Below are 24,078 nucleotides of genomic sequence, written 5' to 3'. Positions count from 1 at the left end.
CCGGCAGGTCTACTACTGGAGGAAGACGCACATGGGGCAGGTCGAGGCCATCACGCAGCGCGAGATCGCGGCGGACCCGGAGGACGTGTTCGACGCGCTCGCCGACTACACCGGCACGCGCCGGCAGCTGCTGCCCGAGCACTTCAGCGAGTACGAGGTCCGCGAGGGCGGCGACGGCAAGGGCACCCTCGTCCACTGGAAGCTCCAGGCCACGAGCAAGCGGGTGCGTGACTGTCTGCTGGAGGTCGACGAGCCGACCGACGGCCAGCTCGTGGAGAAGGACCGCAACTCCTCGATGGTGACCACCTGGGTCATCACCCCGGCCGGCGAGGGGCGCGCCAAGGTCGTCGTCACCACCACCTGGCAGGGCGCCGGCGGTATCGGCGGCTTCTTCGAGAGGACCTTCGCCCCCAAGGGGCTCGGCCGGATCTACGACAGCCTGCTCGCCAACCTCGCCGCCCACGTGGAGAAGTGAGCGGCCGTCACTCCCGTCACCCGGCATGTATGCCGTCACACTCACCGGTTCGGGTGGTTTCCGCTGAGCCGAAGTGTGCGGTCCGCCGGAGCAGTTCCGTACGGAAAGCCCTGATGGGAGCCCAATAGGCGCCCCGGGCAACGTACTTGACGTCCGTCCCCGCCCCGTCCGTACCCCTTTGCCGCGCTTGATCGGTGTTGTCGCCCAATGCGAGAACTTGGGCGGCAACAGGCGTGACGAGGGGAGCAGCACGTGGGCGGGACCACCCTGAGCGAGCGGGCCGGGCGAACCGGTCCGCCCGTCTCCGGTGCGACAACGGCAACGACAGCGACAACGGCAAAGGCGCCGGTAACGCCAATGGCACCGGCGACGTCAATGGCACCGGCGACGTCAATGGCACCGGCTCCGGCTCCGGTCGCGAGCGGCGGGCCCGAGGAGCCCGGCCGCCCCGGTGCGCCGGTGCCGGTCAGCCCCCGCCGTCGCCGGCTGGTCGTCGCCGGTCTGATGCTGACGCTGCTGCTCGCGGCCCTCGGCGAGACCCTCGTCGTCACCGCGCTCCCGAAGATCGTCGGTGAGCTGCACGGGCCGGTCACGATGTCCTGGGTGGTGACGTCCTACCTGCTCGCCTCGGCCATCGGACTGCCCCTCTACGGGAAGCTCGGCGACCTCTTCGGCCGTAAGCCCGTCTTCCTCTTCGCCCTCCTCGTCTTCACCGTCGGCTCGGCGCTGGCCGGCTGGTCGCGGACCATGGACGAACTGGTCGTCTTCCGGGCCGTCCAGGGCGTCGGCGCCGGCGGGCTGATCATCGGCGTCCAGGCGATCACCGCCGATGTCGTACCGCCCCGGGCCCGCGGCCGCTCCATGGGCCTGATCGCCGCCGCCTTCGGCCTCGCCTCCGCGGCCGGACCGCTGATCGGCGGTTTCTGTGCCGACCATGCCTCCTGGCGCTGGTGCTTCTCCCTCAACGTTCCGTTGGGTGCGCTGACGTTCCTGGTCCTCGCCTGCGTGCTGAAGCTGCCCCGGCCCACGAGGCGCGCCAAGCCGGACCTCGCCGGAGCGCTGCTGCTCGCCGCGTTCTGCATCTGCCTGTTCCTGCTGGCCAGTTGGGGCGGCACCACCTACGCCTGGGACTCGCGGGTCGTCCTCGGCCTCGGCGCCGGTGCGCTCGGCACCGCCCTGCTGTTCCTGGCGGTCGAGTACTTCGCCACCGAACCGCTGATCCCGCTGCGACTGTTCCGCGACTCGATCTTCAACGTCATTGGACTGATCGGCGCCGCCGTCGGCCTTGCGCTCTTCGGTGCCGTCAGCTACCTGCCGGCCTTCCTGCAGAGGGCCGACGGCGCCACGGCCACCGAGTACGGGCTGCTGATGCTGCCGCTGACGGGCGGCATCGTCATCGCCTCCCTCGTCTCCGGCCGGCTCATCAGCCGCACCGGCCACCACAAGGTCTTCCCCGTCCTGGGGTGCGCCCTGGCCGCGGTAGGGATGTGGCTGCTGTCGCGGTGGCGGCCGGACACCGCGTGGGAGGTCCACAGCCTCGGGACGGCCCTCCTCGGCCTCGGTATCGGCTTCGTCCTGCCGGTGCTGGTGCTCGCCGTGCAGCACTCCCTTCGCACCGCCGGCCTCGGCGCCGCGACCAACCCCACCCATTACTTCCGGCAGATCGGCGGCAGCATCGGCGCGGCCCTCTTCGGCACCCTCCTCGCCGACCGGCTGGCCCGCCGGCTCGGCGACCGGCTGCCCGCGTCGGCGCAGCTTCCCGATCCGGAGTCGCTCACCCCGCAGCTGGTACGGGCGCTGCCCGCCTCGCTGCGCGACAGCCATGTCGCCGCGTACGCGGACGCCATGCCGCGGATCTTCTTCCATCTCGTGCCGGTGCTCGTCCTGGGCCTTGTGCTCGCCTTCTTCCTGAAAGGGAAACCCCTGGTGTCCCACGCCTCTCATGCTCCGCAGGCCGCCCCGTCCCCGCAGATGTCGTACGGCGACCCGGCCGACCCCGCCGCCGTACCGCAGGCCCGTGCCGCCACGGACCCGAACCCCGCCAACTCCCGTGTCTCCGCCTCCCCTTACACTCGCGCACACCGCCACGCCACCACCGGACACACCGCCGTCATGGCCGGCGTCCCGGTCTGCGGCACCGTCCAGCACCACGACGGCAGCATCGTGCCGCGCGCCGCGCTCACCCTCATCGATGTCGCCGGCCGGCAGATCGGCCGCGGTGCCACCGGAGAGGACGGACGGTATGCGCTGAGCACACCGGGCGCCGGCTCGTATGTGCTGATCGCGTCGGCGGGCGGCCACCAGCCGCAGGCGGTCACCGTCACGGTCGGCGAGCGGCCGGTCGAGCTGGATGTCGTGCTCGGCGGCGCGGGGCGGCTCGCGGGCACCGTCACCACAGCCGACGGCACCCCCGTACGCGATGCCATGGTCACCCTCACCGATGTACGCGGCGAGGTCGTCGCCACCACCCGCAGCGGACGCGAAGGCGGCTATGTCATCGGGGAGTTGGTGGCCGGCGAGTACACCCTGGCCTCCAGCGCCCCGGCGTTCCGCCCGGCCGCGCTGCCGGTGACCGTTCAGGCCTCCCGGGAGACCCGCCAGGACATCGAGCTCGCCGGTGGCGCGGTGCTGCGCGGGACCGTACGGGCCGGCGGCGGCCGCCCCGTCGAGGACGCCAGGGTCACCCTGCTGGACGCCGCCGGCAATGTCGTCGACACCGCGACGACCGGGGCCGACGGGCTGTTCCGCTTCGTGGATCTGTCGGCCGGCGAGTACACCGTCATCGCCGCCGGATACCCGCCGGTGGCCACCGTCCTCCAGGTGGCCGGCGGCGGCCGCACCGAACGCGACCTCCAGTTGGGGCACGAGGACTGAACGCACCGAGACGGTTTCGGAACAGCGATAGCTGACGCGCCGTCAAGTACACATGCGGTTAAGGGGGATGGGGCATGGGCCTGTCCCCCGAGGCTCTGGCGGCAGGCGTCGCCGTGGTTGGATGCCCGGATGGCGGAGATCAGCTTTCCGGGGCCGCGCATCGGACCGGAATGGGCGCGGCGGCGCATCGGGGCGTTCCGTGACGCGGCGGCGTTCGAGCGGTTCGCGGCGGTCTACCGGGAGGCGATGGACGGTCTGCCCGAGCCCGATGAGCAGCGGACCGTGGACACCTCGTACGGGGCGGTGCGGGTGTACCGCTTCGGTACGGGGGACGGAGTGCCGCTCGTCCTGATGCCGGGAAGGCAGTCGTGCACCCCGCTGTGGCGGACGAATCTGCCGGGGCTGACGCGCAGCGGACGTCCCGTGTACGCCGTCGACGGCCTCGGGGAGCCGGGCTGCAGCGTGCAGTCGGCGCCGATGACGTCCGGCGCCGACCAGGCGGCCTGGATCGACGAGATGCTCGCCCGGCTCGCACTGCCCCGGGCACATGTGCTGGGGGTGTCGATCGGGGGCTGGCTGGCGGTGCAGGTCGCCCTGCACCGTCCGGAGCGGATCGCTTCGGTGATCGCGCTGGATCCGGCGAACACCTTCGCGCCGCTGAGCTGGAAGATGATCGTCGTCTCACTGGGCAGTGTGCTCCCCGGGATGCCGGAGGGGCTGCGCAACCGGCTGCTGGGCTGGATCTCGGGCGGGATCGACGACGCCTCGGAGCACATCGAGGGCCGGCTGATCGCCTCCGGTATGCGGGACTTCAAGGTCAGCTTCCCGGCCCCGGCCCTGCCGGGCGAGGACGCGCTGCGCTCCCTCGGCGTCCCCGTACTCGCACTGATCGCCGGGAAGAGCATCGCGCATGACGCCGGGAAGGCCGCGGCCCGCGCCCGTACCCTGCGCGACAGCACCGTGGAGGTCTGGCCGGAGGCCTCCCATGCGATCAACGGGGAGTATCCGGAGCGGCTCGCGGAGCAGGTGCACGCCTTTCTCGACGGGGTGGAGAACCGTCAGGGCTGACCCGTGAGGGAGGCGGGGGCCGCGCCGAAGCGCAGCCGGGTGATGAGCGGGCGGTCCGTACGCAGCAGCGGCAGGGTGGCGGCGCGCGGGGCGAGATAGCCGATGAAGCCGCGGCCCGCGGGGAGCGGCACCTCGGACACCTCGCTGATGGCCGGATGGGCCTGCCACAGGCGGTCCCGGTCGACCGCGTCCATGCCCCAGGGCATCGGGGGCAGGCGATGGGCGCCCGGCCCCTTCGTACGGGTGCGCGTGCGGGTGCTGAAGCGCCGCGAGACGGTGTCGAACACCATCGTGCCGCCGGGGAACGCCTCGGCGCAGGCGGCGATCAGACGGGTCACCTGCGCGGGCTGCAGATACATCAGCAGGCCCTGTGCGGTCACCAGGACACCGCGTGAGGGATCGATGCCCGCCATCCACTGGCTGTCCCGGGCGTCGCAGGCCACCAGCCGCTGCCGCGCCCCGTGCGGCAGCACGCGCCTGCGCAGCGCCAACGGGCCGTTGATGTCGACGGTGACCCACTGGGCCCGGCCGTTGTCCACCCGCCAGAACTGCGTCTCCAGGCCCTCGCCGAGAGCGATCACGGTGCCGTCCGGACGGTCGGCGAGAAACGCGCGCACCACATGGTCGAACCCGAGGGCGCGCAGCGCGATGGCCTGCGCCAGCCAGGGCCGGGCGGCGCCCATCCGTTCCCGGAAGGGGAATTCGATCTCGGTGAGGAGCTGTACGGCGCGTGGATCGGGCAGCACCGTGTCCGGGCGGGCGGCCTCGGTGGCGCGGTGATAGAGCGTCCACAACGCCGTTTCGGGAACTCCCTTGAGGTCTGCCTTGACGCGGCCTGGCACCGAGTTCCTCCCAGAGTGCGGTGTGGGGCGGTGAGCGGGCGGCGTGCAGGCCCGGCGGACCACCGGTTGCGCTGCCTCACCGGTTGCGCTGTCTCGCTCATGCGGCGTTGATATCCCGGTCCCGTCCCGCGCGGGGCCGTTCGGGGTGCCGGTCACCCCGGGGAGTGCAAAGTCGTACCGCCTCCTACGGCGGCCGGGAGGGCCGGGAGGGTCCGGAAGCGGCCGGGCGGCCCGCCAACGGCCCGTGCCCGTACGGCGCGTAGGGTTTCTGCCGCGGGTTCCCCGGGAATCCGCCGCGGGGCCAAGGGGGACGGGGGAGTCATGGGGGCAGTGGGGTGGCGGAAGTGGAATCCGACCCCGGAGAGGTGGACCGCCTGCTCAGCCGCGAATTCACCATCCCCACCCCGCCGCGGTTCGTCTTCCCCGCGGGAATCCCCGGCTTCCAGGCCGGACTGGGGCACTACCTCGTGCAGGAGTGCCCGGACCTCGGGCGGGATGCCCACGGCCGCAAACGGCGGCTGGTCACCTGGGTGAACGGCAGGTGGGACGAGAAGCACGGCACGCCCGCCACCCTGCGGATCGCCGTCGCGCTCGCCAACGGCGCCGCGGAGAAGGCCGGTTGCGGCGCGCCGCGGCTGCCACTGCCGCAGCGGGCGGTGCTGCGTCCGACGGCCGTGCCGCTGGAGAAGGGCGGCGCCGGCTGTGGCTGGCTGGCCCGTGCCCGGCTCCCCGAGAAGCCGGCGGGCAAGCCCTGGCGGGTCATCGCGCGCACGGACCCGCATGCGTCGGTCACCAGCTGCGCACTCGTGGACGGCACGAGCGGGGCGGAGTACGCCGAGTTCAGCGGCTGGTACGGAGACTGGACGGACAAGTCCTTCGACAGACTGATCGGCGGCAACGTCCGGCTGCCGCGCGGCTTCCCGGACGACGGCCAGGTGATGACCGACAACTTCGGCACCGCCGCCGCCCGCTGCGAGGGCGAGTCCGCCCATTGGGAGGCGAGCAGCTCCCCGGACAGCGCGGGCCGGTATCTCGCGGGGCGTGAACTGCGGCCGCTGCTCGTCGCGTTCGCCCGGGACCAGGCCGAGCGCCGGGGGTGTGGCCATCTGGCGCTGCCGGGGCAGCGGATCTTCCCGAGCGGGAGATGAGGGAGGGGCCCTCCGCCGCCTGCGGGCGGGTGCAAGCCGGCCCTGCGGGCGGGCGCGAGCCGGCAGCGGAGTAGGTGGGCAGCCGCCCGGCGCCGTGGGACCGGAGGTCAGTGCGTCAGATCGCGGTGGATGACCCGGGCGGCACGCTCGACGGTGGCCACGCCGTCGTCCATGGTGTGGTTTCCGGTGGAGAGGACGGCCATGCCGTAGTCGTTCCCGCTGCCGTTGAAGGTGCCGACGCTGTTCACCCGCCAGCCGTCGGTCTTGCGCGGGAGCCAGCCGTTCTTGACGTGGACGGCGTCAGGGTCGGGGGCACCGGCGGGAACGCCCCACCGCTGGTCGGGGACGACCCGGTGCATCAGGTCGAGGGCGTAGCCGCGGGAGGCGGCGGTGAGCACCCGGTTGTCCGTGGTGAGCAGCTGCATCAGTGTGAGCTGGTCGGCGGCGGTGATCTGGGTCAGACCCCAGGCGCCGTGTGTGCCCGGGACGGTGTGCCGCATACCGGCCAGGGACAGGAAGTGCTTGATGCCGGCCGGGCCGACGCGGCGCCACAGCGCGGTGGTCGCCTTGTTGTCCGACTTGGTGATCATGGCGGTGGCCAGCCGCTTCTCGTGCGGGGTCAGCTTGCGGTGGGCCTCCTCGGCCTGCCGCAGCAGGGCCGCGAGCACCGTGACCTTCACCACACTCGCCGAGTCGAAGTGGGTGCCGGCCTTGAACTCGCAGTGGGTCCTGGTGCGCCGGTCGTAGACCGCCAGCGCCGAGGCGCCCTCCCGCCCGTGGAGGGCGTCGGCGATGTCCTGGGACAGTGCGGGCGCCAGACCCGGCTTCTTCGAGGTGCACACGACCTTGGAGTCGCCCACCGGCGTGCTGGCGGAGCCGGCCGAGGCCGGGGTCGCCGTGGTGAGCACCGTGAGCAGCGATCCGGCAGCCACGACCGCGGCCAGCCCGCGGCGCGCGCAGGTCGATATGCGTGATCCGTGCATGGAGAAGGTGTCCTGTCCCGCTGTGTACCGGAGGCTCCGCCGTCGGGCGGCCGGCCTCGTGCGACCGGCTGTGCGTCGGGTCACTGCGACCGTGCGGCCGGCCGGTGTCCCGCTTCATGGGTCACGGCGACGATACGCGGCGGGGGTGCGGACACCCCGGGCGTGATGGGTGGATTGTCCGTATTTGGGGTGTGTGTCGTGATGTGACATTCGCCAAATCCGAGGGCGAATGCGGGCATGTCTCCAGGGGTGTCTTCCCGGTCGAGTCCAGTCTGATCGGGAAGACACCCTCTAGGGGCGTGGCAGGGCCTTACGGGGCTTGGTGGTGGTGCGCGGACGGCGGGTGGCGGCCGCCCGGCGCCGGCGTGCGGCGGCCATCAGCTGGCGGCTGCGGAGGGCCATCTCGATCTCGAAACGGGTCCGTGGGTCCCGGAGGCGGGCGCCGAACAGCTTCTCCAGCTGGCGCATCCGGTAGCGGACCGTCTGCGGGTGGATGCTGAGCGCCTTGGCCACCTCCGGGGCCCCCATGCCGCCGAGCCAGGCGAGCAGGGTGGCCTCCAGGCGCTCGCACCGCTCCGGCGTCAGCCCCGCGAGCGGGCGCAGGCGGTGGGCGATCAGGGTGTGGGCCAGTGACTCGTCCTGGAGGAGGACGAGGGAGGAGAGGTGGTCGTCCACGAACACCACTCCGGCGTCGGGGCCGTCGTGCGCGGACGCCAGGTCCAGCAGCCGGGACGCGGCCCGCACGGAGGTGGCGGCCTCCGTCGGCGGCACCGCATGACCGACCACCGCGGCGCGATGGCGCAGGACGCCCTTCAGCCTGGCCCGTCCGCTCTTGCCGTCGGCCAGCGCGGCGGGGATCAGCAGGCCCGGTGCTTCGCCCGGTGTGCTGACGAGACAGTCGCCCAGCGCGGACGCCACCAGATGGATGTCGGTGTCGGTGCGCAGCATGACCGCGCGCACCTTCTCGGGCAGCGGATGGCCGGACCGCAGGACGTCCTGGATCAGCCTTGCCACCTGCTGCCGGCCGCCCCGCTCGATCACTTCCTTGAAGCTTGGATTGCGATCGCAAAGAGACTGCGCGATCAGTTCAGTCAAGATCGCGAGTTGGCCTTCGCTGTCGGCTCGCGTGTCACCGCATTGCGGTAACCGGACGCCATTGAGTGCCTCGCTCACCATTCTGCCTCTGTTTCATCGCGTGGGAAGCTGGTCCGGCCTGTTGTACCTCACCTGGCATGTGCCGTCGGCAGCTGACAGAACTCGTTCAGAAGTCCTTACGGATTCCGTCGGAAGTCCTTCCGCTTTGCGGCAGAAACTGTGCGAGATGCGGTGGGAGACGAGCGTACCCCCAGCTTCCGTTTGAAAGGAATCGTGTTGCTGTGATGAAGAAGGCGTGCTGGTTGCCCTCAACGCGCCTGCCCTGGAACGTGCTGGACGGGGTGTCAGGCGGCAGGTCCTGGTTAGGCTGGGCAATCCGTTCGGTATCGCCGAAACTGTGGTGACCGGGCGACGTGAGATGTCGTGCGTACCGCCTCCTAGCTGCGACGGGACTGGTGCATGTGAAGATCCTCATCTCCGCGGACATGGAGGGCGCCACGGGCGTGACCTGGCCGGCCGATGTGCTGCCGGGCACACCCCAATGGGAGCGTTGCCGCCATATGTTCACGTCCGACGTCAATGCGGCGATTGCCGGATTCTTCGACGGTGGCGCCGATGAGGTCCTGGTCAACGAGGCGCACTGGACGATGCGCAATCTCCTGCTGGAACAGCTCGACGAGCGCGCGCAGATGCTCACCGGACGGCACAAATCGCTGAGCATGGTCGAAGGTGTGCAGCACGGGGACGTCGACGGGATCGCCTTCGTCGGCTACCACACCGGGGCGGGCACCGAAGGGGTCCTCGCGCACACCTACCTCGCCAACACCCTCACCGGCGTCTGGGTCGACGGCACCCGCGCGAGCGAGGGCTATCTGAACTCCCTGGTGGTCGCCGAGTACGGCGTCCCCGTGGTGCTGGTCACCGGCGACGACCGCACCTGCCAGGACGCGCTCGGGTACGCCCCGCAGGCGCCCGGTGTGGCGGTCAAGGACTATGTGTCGCGCTATGCGGCGGTCTGCCGGCCGCCGGCCCGTACGGCGGCCGACATCCGGGCCGCCGCCCACAAGGGAGCGGCACTGGCGGAGCGTCATGAACCGTCCCGGCGCGGGCCGTTCCGGTTCGAGCTGGAATTCGACGCGGAACATCTGGTGGGCGCGGCCACCTGTGTGCCCGGCGTGGAACGATGCGGGGAGCGCCGCATCGCGTATACGAGTCAGAACATGTACGAAGCCATCCGGTGCTTCAAGGCGGTCACCACCGTCGTCTCGTCCGCCGTGGAGGAACAATATGGCTGAGGTGGAGTTCGCCGGGGAGCCCGGGACCGGGCAGGCCCCCGGCGTGGACCGGCAGGCGCTCGACGAGGTGGTGCGGTTCACCTCCGACCTGATCCGGATCGACACCAGCAACGCCGGTGACGGCGCCTGCCAGGAGCGCCCGGCCGCCGAGTACGTCGCCGAGCGGCTGGCCGAGGCCGGACTGACGCCGACGCTGCTGGAGCGCACCAAGGGCCGTACCAACGTGGTCGCCCGTATCGAGGGCACCGACCCCACGGCTGATGCCCTGCTGGTGCACGGCCATCTCGACGTGGTGCCCGCCGAGCCCGCCGACTGGAGTGTGCACCCCTTCTCCGGGGAGATCCGCGACGGTGTGGTCTGGGGCCGCGGCGCCATCGACATGAAGAACATGGACGCGATGGTGCTCGCCGTGGTCCGCCGGTGGGCCCGCAGCGGGGTGCGGCCACGGCGGGACATCGTGCTCGCCTTCACGGCCGACGAGGAGGCCAGCGCCGAGGACGGCTCCGGTTTCCTGGCCGACCGGCACCCCGGGCTCTTCGAGGGCTGCACCGAAGGCATCAGCGAGTCCGGGGCCTTCACCTTCCATGCCGGCGGCGGGATGCAGCTGTATCCGGTCGCGGCGGGGGAGCGCGGGACGGCCTGGCTGAAGCTGACCGCCCGGGGACGGGCCGGACACGGCTCGAAGGTCAACCGCGACAACGCCGTCAGCCGGCTCGCCGCTGCCGTGGCCCGGATCGGCGAGCACGACTGGCCGGTCCGGCTCACCCCGACGGTACGGGCCGCGCTCCGCGAACTCGCCGCGCTGCAGGCCATCGAGGTGGATGTCGATTCGCCGCGCTTCGATGTCGACGCGCTGCTCGGCAAGCTCGGCCCGGCCGCCAAACTGGTCGAGCCGACGGTCCGCAACAGCGCCAACCCGACGATGCTGGCGGCCGGTTACAAGATCAATGTGATCCCGGGAACCGCTGTCGCCCATGTCGACGGCCGGGTGCTCCCCGGCGGCGAGGCGGAGTTCCGTACGACCATGGACGAGCTCACGGGACCGGAGGTGAGCTGGGAGTACCACCATCGCGAGGTGGCGCTCGAGGCCCCGGTCGACTCCCCGACGTTCGCCGCGATGCGGGCCGCGATCGAGCGCTTCGACCCGGACGGCCGTGTCGTGCCGTACTGCATGTCCGGCGGCACCGACGCCAAGCAGTTCTCCCGGCTGGGCATCACCGGCTACGGCTTCTCGCCGCTGAAACTGCCCGAGGGCTTCGACTACCAGGCGCTCTTCCACGGTGTGGACGAATGTGTGCCGGTCGAGGGACTGCACTTCGGTGTCCGGGTGCTCGATCATTTCCTGCGTGCGGTCTGAGCGGCCGACGCATGGCCCGACCGGTGGTGGAGAGGAACTGCAACATGGTGACCACGGCTCCGTACGGCGGCTGGACGTCCCCGATAGATGCCCGGATGGTCGCCGCGCACGACGGCCGGCCGGCCTTCGTGGGTGTCGTCGGCGACGAGGTGTGGTGGACGGAGCCGCGGCCCGCCGAGGGCGGCCGGCGGGCGCTGGTCCGCCGGCGGCCGGACGGCGCCGAGGAGTCGGTACTCCCCGCGCCCTGGAACGTCCGCAGCCGGGTGCTGGAGTACGGCGGCCAGCCCTGGGCCGGTGCGGTCACCGAGCGCGGACCGCTGATCGTCTTCAGCAACTTCGCCGACCAGCGGCTGTACGCCTACGCACCGGACAGCGACGAGGCCCCGCGCCCGCTCACCCCGCACTCCGCCGTCGGTGACGGACTGCGCTGGGCCGACCCGGTGCTGCACCCGGAGCTCGGTGAGGTGTGGTGCGTCCTGGAGGAGTTCACGGGCGACCGGCCGACCGATGTGCGCCGGGTGATCGCGGCCGTGCCGCTCGACGGCTCCGCCGCCGAACACCGGTCATCGGTAAGGGAGTTGAGCGACGACCGGCATCGCTTCGTGACCGGTCCGCGGATCTCCCCGGACGGGCGGCGGGTCGCCTGGCTCGCCTGGGACCACCCCCGGATGCCCTGGGAGGGCACGCTGGCGATGGTGGCCCGGATCACCGGGAAGGGCGAGTTCGAGGACATCCGGCCGCTCGTCGGCGACCTCGGCCCCGGAGAGCCGCACGGCGGTGCGGCCGGTGAGTCCGTCGCCCAGGTCGAGTGGGCGGCCGACGGCTCCCTGCTCTTCGTCTCGGACCGCAGCGGATGGTGGGAGCTCCAGCGCATCGACCCCGACGGCCAGGGTGACGGTGTGGTGGCGAGCCGCGCGTTGTGTCCGGGCCGGCAGGAGGAGTTCGGCGGACCGCTGTGGACCGTCGGCCAGCGCTGGTTCCTGCCCCTGGGCAATGGCACCCTCGCGGTGATCCACGGCCGGGGCGCCACCGCCCTGGGCATCCTCGACACGGTGAGCCGCGAACTGGTCGACGCGGCGGGCCCATGGACCGAATGGGCGCCCAGCCTCGCCGTGGACGGCAGCCGCGTCATCGGCATCGCCGCCGGCCCGCACAGCTCGTACGAGATCGTCGAGCTGGACACCTGCACCGGACGCGCCCGGGTGCTCGCCCGCCGGCACACCGATGTCCTGGACCCGGCCTACTACCCCCGGCCGGTCGACCGGACCTTCACCGGCCCCGACGGGCGGGACATCCACGCCCACATCTATCCGCCGCACAACCCCGACCACCGCGCCCCCGACGGTGAGCTGCCGCCCTTCGTGGTGTGGGCGCACGGCGGCCCCACCGGCCGGGCCCCGCTGGTGCTCGACCTGGAGATCGCCTACTTCACCACCCGCGGCATCGGCGTCGCCGAGGTCAACTACGGCGGCTCGACGGGCTACGGCCGGGAGTACCGCGAGCGGCTGCGCGGCGAGTGGGGTGTGGTGGACGTAGAGGACTGTGCCGCCGTCGCCCGCGCGCTGGCCGACGAGGGCACCGCCGACCGCGCCCGGCTGGCCATCCGCGGCGGCAGCGCCGGCGGCTGGACCGCCGCCGCCTCCCTGACCGCCACCGACCTCTACGCCTGCGGCACCATCAGCTATCCGATCCTGGACCTCACCGGCTGGGCCACCGACGAGACCCATGACTTCGAGTCGCGGTATCTGGACTCGCTGGTGGGACCGCTCGCCGAGGTGCCCGACCGCTACCGCGAGCGCTCGCCGCTGCACCGCGCGGACCGGATTGCCGCGCCCTTCCTGCTGCTCCAGGGCCTGGACGATGTGATCTGCCCGCCCGCGCAGTGCGAACGGTTCCTCGCCGAGGTCGCCGGGCGCGGCATGCCGCACGCCTATCTGCCGTTCCCCGGGGAGGGACACGGCTTCCGCCGAGCGGAGACCATCGTGCGTGCCGTGGAGGCCGAACTCTCCCTCTACGCCCAGACCTTCGGCGTCACCCGCGGCGATGTCCCGACACTGGAGCTGCGCGGATGACGCCGGCCGGGGCGATCCGGCCACCGCGGCTGCGGCCCGGCGACCGGGTGGCGGTGGTGGCGCCCAGCGGCCCGCTCGTGGCGGAGCGGCTGGACCGCGGGCTGGATGTGCTCCGCGGCTGGGATCTCGACCCGGTCGCCGCGCCCCATGCCCGCGGCGCCCACCCCACACTGGGTTATCTCGCCGCCTCCGACGAGGAGCGGGCCCGCGACCTCCAGGAGGCGTGGTGCGATCCGTCCGTCAAGGCGGTGTTCGCGGCGCGCGGTGGCTACGGCGCCCAGCGGATGGTCGACCTGCTGGACTGGGACGCCCTCCGCGCCGCGGCCCCCAAACCGCTGATCGGCTTCAGCGATGTGACGGTGCTGCACGAGGCGTTCGCGGTGCGGGCGGGGGTGTCCACCCTGCACGGGCCGGCCGTCGCGGGGGAGGTCTTCCTCAAGGACGACGCCACCCGTGACCATCTGCGGCGCACACTGTTCGCACCGGAGACCGTCCGCACCCTGGTGTCGCCGTCCGCCCGGCCGCTGGCGCCGGGCCGGGCCCGCGGGGTCACCCTCGGCGGCTGTCTGGCCATGCTCGCCACCGAGCTGGGCACCCCGCGGGCCCGGCAGGGCGCGGCGGGCGGGCTGCTCCTGCTGGAGGACGTCGGGGAAACGCCGTACCGCGTCGACCGGGCGCTCACCCAACTCCTGCGCGCCGGCTGGCTGGACGGGGTCGCCGGGATCGTGCTCGGCTCCTGGGCCCGCTGCGGTCCCTACGACCGGGTGCGGGAGGTCCTGGTGGACCGGCTGGCCGGGCTCGGGGTGCCGGTGGCCGAGGAGTTCGGCTTCGGCCACGGGGATTCCGCGTTGACGGTGCCGCTGGGCCTCCCCGCCGAGCTGGACGCCACGGCCGGCACGCTGACCTTCGAGGAGCCGGCGACGGGGTGAGCGCACCACCGGTTTGACGGCTTGTCATCCTCCGGCCGTCCAGGGCCTCATGGGAAATCCCCGGCTCTCCCGGACCGTGACGCTCCTGAACGCACGTCCTAACGACGACGCGTGTCAGGAGCGTTGACTTGCCATTACTCGTGTCACAGCATGAGCGCGCCGCTACCGACTGGTTGGTACGACCTGTGTGGAGGTCCTCGTGCCCAGCGTGTCCCGAGCCGTGTCCCGCCCCGTGCTCCGCAGGTCCCTCGCCCTGCTGGCCGGCTCCGCCCTCGCCGCGCCGCTCTTGCTGACCGCCCCCGCGGTTGCCGCCGCCGACCCGTACACCGTCACCGCGCTGAAGGTCACCGTCCGGGCCGGGGAGCGCCACTGCACCCTGGACGCGGATGTCTACCGCCCGGCCGGAGCCGACGCCGCCCACCCGGCGCCCGCCGTGCTGACCACCAACGGCTTCGGCGGCAGCAAGGCGGACGGCTCGACCGACGCCCTCGCCAAGGCCTTCGCCACCCGCGGGTATGTGGCGCTGGCCTACTCCGGGCTCGGCTTCGGCAAGACCGGCTGTCCGATCTCCCTCGACGACCCCGGGATCGACGGCCGGGCGGCGAGCGGGCTGGTCGACCTGCTCGCCGGTGCCCGTACGGCCGACAACGGAACACGTCTGGACTACGTCGCCAAGGACGGCGCACGGGATCCGCGGGTCGGCATGATCGGTGGCTCCTACGGTGGCGCGATCCAGCTGGCCACCGCCGCCGTCGACCACCGGGTCGACGCGCTGGTGCCGCTCATCACCTGGAACGACCTCTCCTACTCGCTCGACCCGAACAACGCCGGCCCGAGCCACGGTGTCACCGGCCCGCTGCCCGGCACCTACAAGTGGCAGTGGACGAACGGGTTCTTCCTGATCGGCGAGGCGCAGGGGCTGCTGCATCCGCAGCTCGACCCGTCGCGCACCGGCGGCTCCGGCTGTCTGCACTTCGTCGCGCGGGCCTGCGAGACCAAGCGGCTGCTGGATTCCGGAAAGTACCCGGCGGAGAAGACCGACGCCGTGTTCCGCTATGCGCGCAGCGTCTCCCCGGTCTCGTATCTGCCGTCGGTCAAGGCGCCGACGCTGCTCGTACAGGGCCAGAACGACAGCCTGTTCAACCTCAACGAGGCCACCGCCACCTACCGGACCCTCGCCGCGCAGGGCACCCCGGTCAAGATGATCTGGCAGGCCTGGGGCCACAGCGGCGGGATGAAGAAGCCGGCGAAGGGCGAACTCAACCTGGGACAGGGCAACCTGGACACCAGCTACGTCGGACAGCGGATCCTGGCGTGGTTCGACCGCTATCTGCGGCACCGGACGGCGACCGGCACCGGCCCGGCCTTCGCCTACTACCGGGACTGGGCGACCGAAGGGTCCGCCTACGCCACCTCGCCGGCTTTCCCGGCGGGCGGTACCCGGCGGCTGTATCTCTCCGGGGACGGCAAGCTCGTCGGCCACCGCAGTGAGGTGACGCGCGGCAGCCGGTCGTACCGCAATCTGCGGATGGCGAGCAGCCACTCGGAGAGTTCGCTGGCCGGGATGCTGGGGATGCCGGACGTGGCGCCCTACGACGCCAGGGGCACCTATCTGGACTGGACGTCGGCGCCGGTGGCGGGCGGTCCGGTGGAGGTGGTGGGCGCGCCCAGGGTGACGCTGAAGGTCGTCTCACCGCGGGCCGAGCAGGCGCAGAAGTCCTCGGACGCGTCCGACAAGCTGGTGCTGTTCGCCAAGCTCTACGATGTCGCGCCGGACGGCAAGAAGACGCTGGTGCACCGGTTGGTGGCCCCGGCCCGGGTGTCCGATGTGACCCGGCGGTTCACCGTGGAACTGCCGGCCATCGTGCACCGTTACGAGCCGGGGCACCGACTGCGCTTCGTGATCGCCGCGAGTGACGACGCCTATGCGGGCAATCGCGGTGTGAAGCCGGTGACGGTCAGCAGTACGCCCGAGGACACCGGGGTCCTCGAACTGCCCGTCACCCAAGGGGTGTTGCGGTAGCGGATGGGGGTGGATGCCGTAGGGACAAGTGGAGGGGCGGAACGTCTCGGGCACGCTGCGGGCGCCGGGTGTCAGCCGGGGGCCGCGCGCGTCAGCCGGGTCGTCCGCGAGGGGGACGGCTCAGTCGTCCGTGACCGCGATGGCCTGCACGGGGCAGGCGCGGGCGGCTTCCCGCACCAGCGGGTCGCCCGCGCCGTCCTCACGGCCGGGCAGCAGCGCACTGAAACCGTCGTCGTCCTGGGTGAAGACCCCCGGCGCGGTCAGGGCGCACTGGCCGGCGCCGATACAGCGGTCGGTGTCGATCGCGATCCGCATTCCGGACCCCTTTCGTCGGTCTGCCGTCATGGCTGCTACCAGGCCAGCGGCAGTTCGATCATGCCTTGCAGCGTGTCTCCGGGCTTGAACGGAATCTCGGCGGCCGGCACGGCGAGCCGCAGCTCCGGGATCCTGGTGAACAGCGAGCGCAGCGCGATCTCCATCTCCGCGCGGGCGAGGTTCTGCCCCAGGCACTGGTGGATCCCGAAGCCGAACGCCACGTGATGACGGGCCGAACGGTCCAGGTCCAGCTCGTCCGGTGCCGGATAGACGGTGTCGTCCCGGTTGATCAGCGAGGTGGGGAACAGGACCCCGTCATCGGCGCGGATGATCTGCCCGCCGATCTCGATGTCCTCCTTCGCCACCCGCAGCACGCCGTCCGCGATGGACAGGAACCGCATCAGCTCCTCGATGGCGGCCGGCATCAGGCCCTCCTCGGCCCTGAGCCGGTCCAGCTGTTCGGGGTGCTCCAGCAGGGTGAAGGTGCCGAGCGAGATCATGTTGGCGGTGGTCTCATGACCCGCCACCAGCAGGATCATGGCGAGCCCGACCAACTCCTCGTGGGTGAGGGAGCCGGTCCGCAGCCGCTCCTCGATCAGCTCGTCCAGCAGCCCGTCGCCCGGGTTCTTCTGCTTGGCGGCGATCAGCTCGGCGAAGTACTCCTCCAGCTTCAGCTGGGCGTCCTCCGCCTCCTCGGCCGTCCGGCCGCGCAGGATGCGGCGGGACTCCTCCTCGAAGAACTCATGGTCGGCGTACGGGACACCGAGCAGTGAGCAGATCACCATCGAGGGGACCGGCAGCGCGAACGCGGAGACCAGCTCGGCGGGCGGGCCCTGCTCCAGCATCCGGTCGAGCAGCCCGTCGACGATCCGGTGGATCTCCGGGCGGAGCGCGGCGATCCGTTTGACGCTGAAGCTGGGGATCAGCATCCGGCGCTGGGTGTTGTGCTCCGGGTCGTCGACCCCGATCAGCGGTGCCCGGACCCGGCGGATCACCTCGAAGCGCTCGACCGGTATCGGGAAGGCCGGGTTCTGCCGGTCGGAGGAGAGCCGCTGGTCGCTCAGCAGCGCCCGCGCCTCGGTGTGGCCGGTGACCGCCCACACCTTGCGGCCGTCGTAGAACGTGACATGGGTCAGCGGACCGGCCTCGCGCAGTGGCTGATAGCCGGCGGGTGGGTGGTAAGGACAGGTGCGGTCCTGAAAGTAGGGGATGGCTTCGGTCACGGAATTCCTCCCGTACGAGGCTCGAGTGGCTCGAGTTGCTCGTGAGTGAGTGGGCAATGCTGCGGCGCGCTGTCATCGCCGCGCCGATCTCACCTCATGCCTCGGATACCGGGCATGTCTACGCGCAGTTCGGCCAACTTCTTTCAGGTTCGGTCGAGTTCGGACTGGTCACCTCCGTTTCGCGGCCGTACGAGGGTGTCGATCACGCCGTCCAGATACCGGTCGCGTGCGGCGTCGGTCGGCAGGCTCTGCGGGACGGCGTGCCCCAGCTGGGCGTGTCCGAGGTAGGCGGTGTACGCCAGCAGACCGCGGTGCCGTGCCTCGTCCCCGGGGAAGCCCAGTGCCTCGAAGAGCGCGGCGACATAGCCGATGCGCCGGTCGGTCACCCGGGCGAGCGTGGCGGCCACCCGCGGATCGGCCGCGCTCGCCAGCAGGGAGACCTCCAGCGGGTCCGTGGCGGCCAGGGTCGTGGCCTGCCAGAGCAGCAGGCGCAGTCGTCTGCCCGGATCGGGCTCGGCCTCCACCTCGGTGATCACGGCTTCGGTGCCGGCCTCTTCCCAGCGCTCCAGTGCGGCCTCGATCAGGGCGTCCCGATTGCTGAAGTGCCAGTAGAAGCTGCCCTTGGTGGTGCCCAGCCGGGCGGCCAGCGGCTCCACGGCCACCGCGGCGAGACCGCCCTCACCCATGGCCGCCAGGGCCGCATCGGCCCAGTCCCGGGCGGTCAGCCGCTGCCGTGCACTGCTGCCGCCGGGTGCCTTCACTCGCTGCTGCGCCATATCCATACGGTACCGTACGGTCAAACATACGCCACCGTATGGAGGTGCCCTGTGCATACCGTCCGCGATGTTCATGCCCGCACCGTCCAGGCCCCGGCCGACACCGTCGGCGCGCTGCTCGACCGGCTCGGCGGTGCGGACGATCCGCTCTTCCCCACGCCCGCCTGGCCGCCGATGCGCTTCGACCGCCCCCTGGGTGTCGGCGCAGACGGCGGGCACGGCTTCGTCCGCTACCGGGTCGCGGCCTATGAGCCCGGCCGCCGCATCCGCTTCGACTTCACCGGCGGCGAGGACGGGTGGCACGAGATCACCGTCCGGCCCCTGGGACCCGACAGCTGCCGGGTGGAGCACGTCCTGCAGAGCCGGCTCCCGCTGGGTCAGCGAGTGATGTGGACACTGGCGATCCGTGCCACGCACGGCACCGTCGTCGAGGAGATCCTCGACAACATCGAACGGGCCGCCACCGGCCGGGCCTTGGCACCGGTCCGACGGTCCCCGCGGGTACGCCTGCTCAACCGGCTGCTCTGGGACCGGCCCCGGGCCGTCGAGCTCCCCGCCGCGGCCCGGCTGGCGCACCACGCCTTCCCGCGGACCGACTTCCAGGACGCCTGGCAGATGGATCTGCTGCCCGGTATGCCGCAGGAGCCGGAGGCGTGGGAGGGGGTGCTGCGCGGCGCGTCCTTCCCGGTCGTCGGGCGCGCGGACGGCGAGATCCTGCTCGGCGAGGACGCCCGGCACCTGGACTTCCGCGCCTCGATCCTGGTCGCGGACGGCCGGGTCACGCTCGGCACGGTCGTCCGCCTCCACCGCACCGCCGGCCGGCTCTACTTCGCCGTCGTACGCCATGTCCACCCGTTCATGGCCCGTCTGATGCTGCGCCGTATCCACCGCCGGCTGGCGCTCGCCGCACCGACGGCGGGGGAGCGGGCGGTTGCCCGGGGGTGACTCGGGTGATGGGTGGGACACCGCCGGACCGCCCCGGGCGCGCCGCGGGCTTCGGCTGGCCTGCCGCTGCCGCCCTTCGTACGATCTGCCGATGACGAGCAACGACCGCTACCTCGTGCGCGGCCCGCGGGTGGGCATCCGGCACTTCACCGCCGCCGACCGGGAAGAGTTCACCGCGCGGGCGCGGGAGAGCGTGGAGCTGCACCGCCCCTGGCTCTTCCCGCCCACCACGGACGCCGCGTACGACAGCTATCTGCTGCGGCTCCAGGAGCCGCAGCGCGAGGGGTTCTTGATCTGCGAGCTGGCCGACGGCCGGATCGCCGGCTACCTCACCGTCAACAACATCGTGCACGGTGCGTTCCGTTGTGGCGCGATCGGCTACGGCGCCTTCGCGCATGCCGCCGGCCGCGGGCTGATGAGCGAGGGCCTGCGGCTCGTGCTGCACCACGCCTTCACGGCGATGGGGCTGCACCGGCTGGAGGTCAACATCCAGCCGGCCAACGAGCTGTCGATCGCCCTGGTCAAGCGGGCCGGGTTCCGGCTGGAGGGGTTCTCCCCGGACTTCCTCCTCATCGACGGCGCCTGGCGCGACCACGAGCGCTGGGCGATCACCGCCGAGATGGTCTCCGTGCAGGCGGAGTGATTCGATGTCCGTCATGACCCTCGACTTCCACCGCACCGTGCCGGTCTTCCGGATCTTCGACGTGGCCAAGGCCCATGAGTTCTACCTCGACTACCTCGGCTGCACGGTCGACTGGGAACACCGCTTCGAGCCCGGTATGCCGCTCTACACCCAGGTGTCGCGCGGTGACCTCGTGCTGCATCTGTCCGAGCACCACGGCGATGCGACGCCCGGCTCCACGGTCTACACGGAGCTGACCGGGGTGCGTGCGCTGCACGCCGAGCTCGCCGGCAAGAACTACCCGTATCTGCGGCCCGGTCTGGAGCAGGACGAGATCGGGACCTCGCTCACACTGACCGATCCCTTCGGCAACCGGCTGCGCTTCAACGAACCCGGCGCCTCCGCGCAGCCGTCCGACGGCGCCCCGGCTACCGGGACCTGCGGTTGATCTTCATGGTGTCCATGTCGGTGGCCGTGGACCGCAGGTCCCGGTAGCCCAGCCCGGCGGCCCGCAGCGCGGTCTCCGCCTTGTCCTCGGCCAGCGCGGCCGCCATCTCCTCGCCGTCCGCCGCATCCGAGACGATGACATAGCGGTAGCTGAAGGAGTGCAGCGCGGTGTCGTACGCCAGCGAGCCCTCGGGCGTGAACTGCAGCTGGGCCAGACCGTGCTCGTCCACCTCGGCCAGCAGTTTCGCCCGGGACCCGGCCGTCAGACCGTCCCACTTGCCGCGGACGATGACTCGGTAGGTGTGCTGGGTCGCCATGGGGGCCGTTTTCCGTTCTGCGGGTGTCAATGAGCCGAGTTGCCAGGCTATTTCGCCGGATCTTCCCGGGCCTCCCATTTTCCGGTGAGCCTGTGTGACGATCACCGTATGCGCCGTACCGTACTGATCGATGCCCCCTCCAACCTGGGGCTGCGACCGCCCGCCCCCGGCACCGTTCCCGGCTGCTACAAACTCGCGGGCGCACTGCGTGAACAGGGACTGCTGCGCCGGCTCGGTGCCCTGGAGGGCGGCGTGGTGGTCCCGCCGCGCTACGACCTGGGGGAGTGGAAGGAGGGCGACGGCGACTTCAACGCCGCCGCCCTCGCGGCCTACACGAGCCGGCTCGCGACCCGCGTCGAGGGGCATGTGGGCAGCGGTGACTTCCCGGTGGTGCTGGGCGGTGACTGCAGCATCCTGCTCGGCGCGGTGCTCGCGCTGCGGCGGCTGGGGCGCTACGGCGTCGCCTATCTCGACGGGCACGGCGACTTCCGGCATCCGGGCAACGTGGCGGTCTCCGGCCCGGTCGGGGCCGCGGCCGGGGAGGGCGTGGCGCAGATCACCGGACGGGGCCAGGCGGATCTCACGGACCTCGACGGGCTGCGGCCGTACGTCCGCGACGAGGATGTGTGCGTCCTCGGCATCCGCGACGCGGACGAGGACCAGGAGGAGCTGACCGGCCTCGGCATCAGCCACGCCCCGGTCGGTGAGATCCGGCGGCGCGGCCCGGAGACGGTGGCCCGCGAGGTCCTCACCCACTTCCAGCGCTCCCCGCTCGACGGCTTCTGGATCCATCTCGACGCCGATGTCCTCGACCCGTCCGTCATGCCGGCCGTCGACAGCCCCGACCCCGGCGGTCTGCTCACCGATGAACTCCGGGCGCTGCTGGGCCCGTTGGCTGCCTCACCGCGCTGTGCCGGTATCAACGTCACCATCTACGACCCGGACCGCGACCCCGAAGGGACCGGTGCGGTGCTGCTCGCCGATCTCCTTGAGAGTGTCTTTGCGCAACCCTGACCTCGCCCGGCCCCCCGGAGCCCTGTGCAGAGCGGCGATCACGCGGTTCCATGGTCAACAGGAGGCCGCCGCAGCCGAGGTGGCCCGGTCCAGCATTGCGAGGCAGCCGTGGCCACGAGTGTGCGACGCACCACCCTGGCCCTTCCCGCCGCCCCCCTCGGCCCGGACAACCCCCTCCCCGCGCTGCGCGCCGGCCATGACCCGCACCGCATCGAGGTCCCCCGGGACGCCGGTCTGCCCGCCGACATGGCGCGGCAGATCGGCTGGGCACCGCTGCGCTCGATCCTGCCCGCCCCGATGCGCGACGGCTACGGCCGGGCCCGCCGCAGCACCGACCTCGACGCGCTGGTCATCGAGAACGACCGGCTGCGCGCCACCGTCCTGCCCGGCCTCGGCGGCCGGGTGTACTCCCTGCACCACAAGCCCACCGGCCGTGAACTCCTCTACCGCAACCCGGTGTTCCAGCCCGCGGCCTTCGCCCTCAACGGCGCCTGGTTCTCCGGCGGAATCGAGTGGAACATCGGCGCCACCGGCCACACCACCCTCTCCTGTGCCCCGCTGCACGCCGCCTGCGTCCCGGCGCCGGACGGCGGGGAGATGCTGCGGCTGTGGGAGTGGGAGCGGCTGCGCGATCTGCCCTTCCAGGTGGACCTGTGGCTGCCCGAGGGCTCCGACTTCCTCCATGTGGGCGTGCGGATCCGTAATCCGCACCACCACACCGTGCCGGTCTACTGGTGGTCCAACACCGCCGTGCCCGAAGGCGAGCGCACCCGCGTCCTGGCGCCCGCCGACGAGGCCTGGCACTTCGGCTACGAACGGACCCTGTGCCGCGTCCCGGTCCCCGAACACGACGGCACCGACCGCAGTTACCCGCTGCGCGGCACCTACCCCGCCGACTACTTCTACGACGTGCCCGATGGCGCCCGCCGCTGGGTCACCTCCCTCGACGCGGACGGCTGCGGTCTGGTGCAGACCTCCACCGACACCCTGCGCGGCCGCAAGCTCTTCCTGTGGGGCGCGGGGCAGGCCGGTCGGCGCTGGCAGCAGTGGCTCACCGAGCCGGGCACCGGCGGCTACGCCGAGATCCAGGCCGGTCTGGCCCGTACCCAGCTGGAGCATCTGCCGCTGGACGCCGGCGGCGAGTTCACCTGGCTGGAGGCGTACGGGCCGCTGGACGCCGACCCCGCGACGGTGCACGGCGCGGACTGGGGCGCGGCCCGCGAAGAGGTCGCGTCACGGCTGCAGGCGGTTCTGCCCCGGGCGGATGTCGAGGCCGCGTACGCCGCCTGGCTGCCGTATGCCGGCCAGGAACCGAAGGAGTCGCTGGCCACCGGCTCCGGCTGGGGCGCACTGGAGGTGGCCCGCACGGGCCTGGACCTGCCCGGTACGCCTTTCGGCCCGGCCACGCTGGGCGCGGAGCAGGAGCCGTGGCTGACGCTGCTGAGAACCGGGGACCTGCCGGCCGGCGGCCCCGTACCCGGACCGGTGCTGACCGCACCCGCATGGCGCGACCTGCTGGAGTCCGCACCTCCCGGCCCGTCCACCGACTACCACCTGGGGCTCGCCCAGTGGCAGGCCGGCGACCGCGCCCAGGCCGTCCGCAGCTGGGAGCGGGCCCTGGGGAACGGTGCCGGCTGTCTGCCGCTGTACTGCCTGGCCGTTGCCGAGGCCACGGCGGGCGAGCCGGCGCGCGCCGCCGACCGGTATGCGCAGGCCTGTGCCGAGGCGGTCCGGGCGGCCTCGGCGCCGGACCCGGCCGCGCGGGCCTGGCGGGTGGTGCTGCCGGCGCTCGCCCGGGAGGCGGTGCCCGCGCTGCTCGCGGCCGGCCGTACCGACGAGGCCGCGCAACTGCTGGCGGACCTGCGGCCGGCCGACCCGGCCGACGGCCGCTTCCAGCTGCTGACCGCACAGGTGCTGCTCGCCCAGGGACAGCCCGCCGCGGCCCGGGAGATCTTCGAGGCCGGCTTCGAGATCGCCGGTCTGCGGGAGGGCGACGAGGTGCTCGGCGACACCTGGTACGCCATCGCCGAGCAACTGGTCGCGGGCGGCGGCCCGGTCACCGAGGAGGTCCGCGCCGCGGCCCGGTCCGCGCATCCGCTCCCGGAGCGCTACGAGTACCGGATGCGGCCGGTGTAGCAGGCGGACGGCGACCGATGGTCCGGCGCCCGGCGCCCGATGCCTGACGGACGGCACCGGCACCGGCACCGGCACCGGCGCCGTCCGCCGTCACCTGCCGTCCGCCGTCCCGCCCCGTCCGC

21 protein-coding genes are annotated in these 24,078 nt (G+C 72.1%); 14 read left to right on the top strand and 7 right to left on the bottom strand.

Annotation, left to right across the window (positions count from 1 at the left end):
* The first annotated feature begins 31 nt into the window (after positions 1–31).
* From SLV14N_RS07015 to SLV14N_RS07005, 3 genes are all read left to right on the top strand, one after another.
* A complete protein-coding gene (locus SLV14N_RS07015) occupies positions 32–475 on the top strand; it encodes an SRPBCC family protein (protein WP_018090476.1) in 444 nt (147 codons plus the stop codon).
* A 504-nt stretch (positions 476–979) separates the two neighbouring features.
* Positions 980–3,349: an MFS transporter gene (locus tag SLV14N_RS07010; protein WP_263273049.1), complete on the top strand. Its 2,370-nt coding sequence runs from the start codon at positions 980–982 to the stop codon at positions 3,347–3,349.
* 129 nt (positions 3,350–3,478) lie between these two features.
* On the top strand, positions 3,479–4,417 hold the full coding sequence (locus SLV14N_RS07005; RefSeq protein ID WP_208680232.1) for an alpha/beta fold hydrolase: 939 nt from the start codon (positions 3,479–3,481) through the stop codon (positions 4,415–4,417).
* On the opposite strand, the gene SLV14N_RS07000 is transcribed toward SLV14N_RS07005, so the two are convergent.
* On the bottom strand, positions 4,408–5,259 hold the full coding sequence (locus SLV14N_RS07000; protein ID WP_259670161.1) for a class I SAM-dependent methyltransferase: 852 nt from the start codon (positions 5,257–5,259) through the stop codon (positions 4,408–4,410). The two genes, SLV14N_RS07005 and SLV14N_RS07000, sit on opposite strands and share 10 nt — an antisense overlap.
* A 344-nt stretch (positions 5,260–5,603) precedes the next feature.
* On the opposite strand from SLV14N_RS07000, the gene SLV14N_RS06995 reads away from it, so the two are divergent.
* A complete protein-coding gene (locus SLV14N_RS06995; RefSeq protein ID WP_263268610.1) occupies positions 5,604–6,407 on the top strand; it encodes a hypothetical protein in 804 nt (267 codons plus the stop codon).
* 107 nt (positions 6,408–6,514) lie between these two features.
* Here the strand turns inward: SLV14N_RS06995 and SLV14N_RS06990 are convergent, their stop codons facing one another.
* Complete coding sequence (locus SLV14N_RS06990) at positions 6,515–7,390, bottom strand: class A beta-lactamase-related serine hydrolase (RefSeq protein WP_263268609.1); 876 nt, start codon at positions 7,388–7,390, stop codon at positions 6,515–6,517.
* Positions 7,391–7,681: 291 nt separating this feature from the next.
* Entirely contained in the window at positions 7,682–8,485 is an 804-nt protein-coding gene (locus tag SLV14N_RS06985) for a CdaR family transcriptional regulator (protein WP_259670160.1), read from the bottom strand.
* Positions 8,486–8,946: 461 nt separating this feature from the next.
* On the opposite strand from SLV14N_RS06985, the gene SLV14N_RS06980 reads away from it, so the two are divergent.
* The 5 genes from SLV14N_RS06980 (at position 8,947) to SLV14N_RS06960 (ending at position 16,161) form a co-directional block, all read left to right on the top strand.
* Positions 8,947–9,780, top strand: coding sequence for a M55 family metallopeptidase (locus SLV14N_RS06980; RefSeq protein ID WP_208680228.1), 834 nt, complete (start codon positions 8,947–8,949; stop codon positions 9,778–9,780).
* Positions 9,773–11,137 carry a M20/M25/M40 family metallo-hydrolase gene (locus SLV14N_RS06975; protein WP_263268607.1) on the top strand — a complete coding sequence of 455 codons (1,365 nt, stop codon included), beginning with the start codon at positions 9,773–9,775 and terminating at the stop codon, positions 11,135–11,137. Before SLV14N_RS06980 ends, SLV14N_RS06975 begins: the two co-directional genes overlap by 8 nt.
* A 44-nt stretch (positions 11,138–11,181) precedes the next feature.
* Entirely contained in the window at positions 11,182–13,209 is a 2,028-nt protein-coding gene (locus SLV14N_RS06970; protein ID WP_208680226.1) for a prolyl oligopeptidase family serine peptidase, read from the top strand.
* Entirely contained in the window at positions 13,206–14,138 is a 933-nt protein-coding gene (locus SLV14N_RS06965) for an LD-carboxypeptidase (protein ID WP_208680225.1), read from the top strand. The genes SLV14N_RS06970 and SLV14N_RS06965 overlap by 4 nt, the downstream gene beginning before the upstream one ends.
* Positions 14,139–14,346: 208 nt before the next feature.
* The gene (locus SLV14N_RS06960) at positions 14,347–16,161 is read left to right on the top strand and encodes a CocE/NonD family hydrolase (RefSeq protein WP_263273047.1); all 1,815 of its coding nucleotides are present in this window, start codon (positions 14,347–14,349) and stop codon (positions 16,159–16,161) included.
* Between the two features lie 120 nt (positions 16,162–16,281).
* Here the strand turns inward: SLV14N_RS06960 and SLV14N_RS06955 are convergent, their stop codons facing one another.
* From SLV14N_RS06955 to SLV14N_RS06945, 3 genes are all read right to left on the bottom strand, one after another.
* Positions 16,282–16,476 (bottom strand): ferredoxin, encoded by a 195-nt coding sequence (locus SLV14N_RS06955; protein ID WP_085922650.1) that lies wholly within the window; start codon positions 16,474–16,476, stop codon positions 16,282–16,284.
* 35 nt (positions 16,477–16,511) lie between these two features.
* A complete protein-coding gene (locus SLV14N_RS06950) occupies positions 16,512–17,699 on the bottom strand; it encodes a cytochrome P450 (RefSeq protein ID WP_263268606.1) in 1,188 nt (395 codons plus the stop codon).
* A 143-nt stretch (positions 17,700–17,842) separates the two neighbouring features.
* Positions 17,843–18,481 (bottom strand): TetR/AcrR family transcriptional regulator, encoded by a 639-nt coding sequence (locus tag SLV14N_RS06945; RefSeq protein ID WP_263268605.1) that lies wholly within the window; start codon positions 18,479–18,481, stop codon positions 17,843–17,845.
* Positions 18,482–18,526: 45 nt separating this feature from the next.
* On the opposite strand from SLV14N_RS06945, the gene SLV14N_RS06940 reads away from it, so the two are divergent.
* From SLV14N_RS06940 to SLV14N_RS06930, 3 genes are all read left to right on the top strand, one after another.
* Positions 18,527–19,420 carry a DUF2867 domain-containing protein gene (locus SLV14N_RS06940; protein ID WP_263268604.1) on the top strand — a complete coding sequence of 298 codons (894 nt, stop codon included), beginning with the start codon at positions 18,527–18,529 and terminating at the stop codon, positions 19,418–19,420.
* Between the two features lie 91 nt (positions 19,421–19,511).
* Positions 19,512–20,063 carry a GNAT family N-acetyltransferase gene (locus SLV14N_RS06935; RefSeq protein ID WP_208680222.1) on the top strand — a complete coding sequence of 184 codons (552 nt, stop codon included), beginning with the start codon at positions 19,512–19,514 and terminating at the stop codon, positions 20,061–20,063.
* A gap of 13 nt (positions 20,064–20,076) precedes the next feature.
* Positions 20,077–20,490 carry a glyoxalase superfamily protein gene (locus SLV14N_RS06930; RefSeq protein WP_208687749.1) on the top strand — a complete coding sequence of 138 codons (414 nt, stop codon included), beginning with the start codon at positions 20,077–20,079 and terminating at the stop codon, positions 20,488–20,490.
* Here SLV14N_RS06930 and SLV14N_RS06925 read toward each other — a convergent pair.
* A complete protein-coding gene (locus tag SLV14N_RS06925) occupies positions 20,471–20,806 on the bottom strand; it encodes a DUF6204 family protein (protein ID WP_263268603.1) in 336 nt (111 codons plus the stop codon). The two genes, SLV14N_RS06930 and SLV14N_RS06925, sit on opposite strands and share 20 nt — an antisense overlap.
* Positions 20,807–20,914: 108 nt before the next feature.
* Here SLV14N_RS06925 and SLV14N_RS06920 point away from each other — a divergent pair, with 108 nt between their 5' ends.
* Together SLV14N_RS06920 and SLV14N_RS06915 are read left to right on the top strand one after the other, a co-directional pair.
* The gene (locus SLV14N_RS06920; protein WP_263268602.1) at positions 20,915–21,820 is read left to right on the top strand and encodes an arginase family protein; all 906 of its coding nucleotides are present in this window, start codon (positions 20,915–20,917) and stop codon (positions 21,818–21,820) included.
* Between the two features lie 108 nt (positions 21,821–21,928).
* A complete protein-coding gene (locus tag SLV14N_RS06915) occupies positions 21,929–23,956 on the top strand; it encodes a DUF5107 domain-containing protein (protein WP_263268601.1) in 2,028 nt (675 codons plus the stop codon).
* Positions 23,957–24,078 lie beyond the last annotated feature (122 nt).

The organism is Streptomyces sp. Je 1-4 4N24 (assembly GCF_026239515.1).
In the GTDB taxonomy this organism is placed as follows: domain Bacteria; phylum Actinomycetota; class Actinomycetes; order Streptomycetales; family Streptomycetaceae; genus Streptomyces; species Streptomyces nigrescens.
The sequence above is the reverse complement of the archived record's forward strand: the minus strand, read 5'-3'. Positions and strand labels throughout refer to the sequence as shown.

Bases quoted from the DNA above. Each gene is read 5' to 3' on its own strand.
- SLV14N_RS06930 (WP_208687749.1), top strand. From the start codon at position 20,077: ATGACCCTCGACTTCCACCGCACCGTGCCGGTCTTCCGGATCTTCGAC.
- SLV14N_RS07015 (WP_018090476.1), top strand. From the start codon at position 32: ATGGGGCAGGTCGAGGCCATCACGCAGCGCGAGATCGCGGCGGACCCG.
- SLV14N_RS06990 (WP_263268609.1), bottom strand. From the start codon at position 7,390: ATGCACGGATCACGCATATCGACCTGCGCGCGCCGCGGGCTGGCCGCG.
- SLV14N_RS06935 (WP_208680222.1), top strand. From the start codon at position 19,512: ATGACGAGCAACGACCGCTACCTCGTGCGCGGCCCGCGGGTGGGCATC.
- SLV14N_RS06955 (WP_085922650.1), bottom strand. From the start codon at position 16,476: ATGCGGATCGCGATCGACACCGACCGCTGTATCGGCGCCGGCCAGTGC.
- SLV14N_RS06965 (WP_208680225.1), top strand. From the start codon at position 13,206: ATGACGCCGGCCGGGGCGATCCGGCCACCGCGGCTGCGGCCCGGCGAC.
- SLV14N_RS07005 (WP_208680232.1), top strand. From the start codon at position 3,479: ATGGCGGAGATCAGCTTTCCGGGGCCGCGCATCGGACCGGAATGGGCG.
- SLV14N_RS07010 (WP_263273049.1), top strand. From the start codon at position 980: ATGCTGACGCTGCTGCTCGCGGCCCTCGGCGAGACCCTCGTCGTCACC.
- SLV14N_RS06945 (WP_263268605.1), bottom strand. From the start codon at position 18,481: ATGGATATGGCGCAGCAGCGAGTGAAGGCACCCGGCGGCAGCAGTGCA.
- SLV14N_RS06975 (WP_263268607.1), top strand. From the start codon at position 9,773: ATGGCTGAGGTGGAGTTCGCCGGGGAGCCCGGGACCGGGCAGGCCCCC.
- SLV14N_RS06925 (WP_263268603.1), bottom strand. From the start codon at position 20,806: ATGGCGACCCAGCACACCTACCGAGTCATCGTCCGCGGCAAGTGGGAC.
- SLV14N_RS06970 (WP_208680226.1), top strand. From the start codon at position 11,182: ATGGTGACCACGGCTCCGTACGGCGGCTGGACGTCCCCGATAGATGCC.
- SLV14N_RS06920 (WP_263268602.1), top strand. From the start codon at position 20,915: ATGCGCCGTACCGTACTGATCGATGCCCCCTCCAACCTGGGGCTGCGA.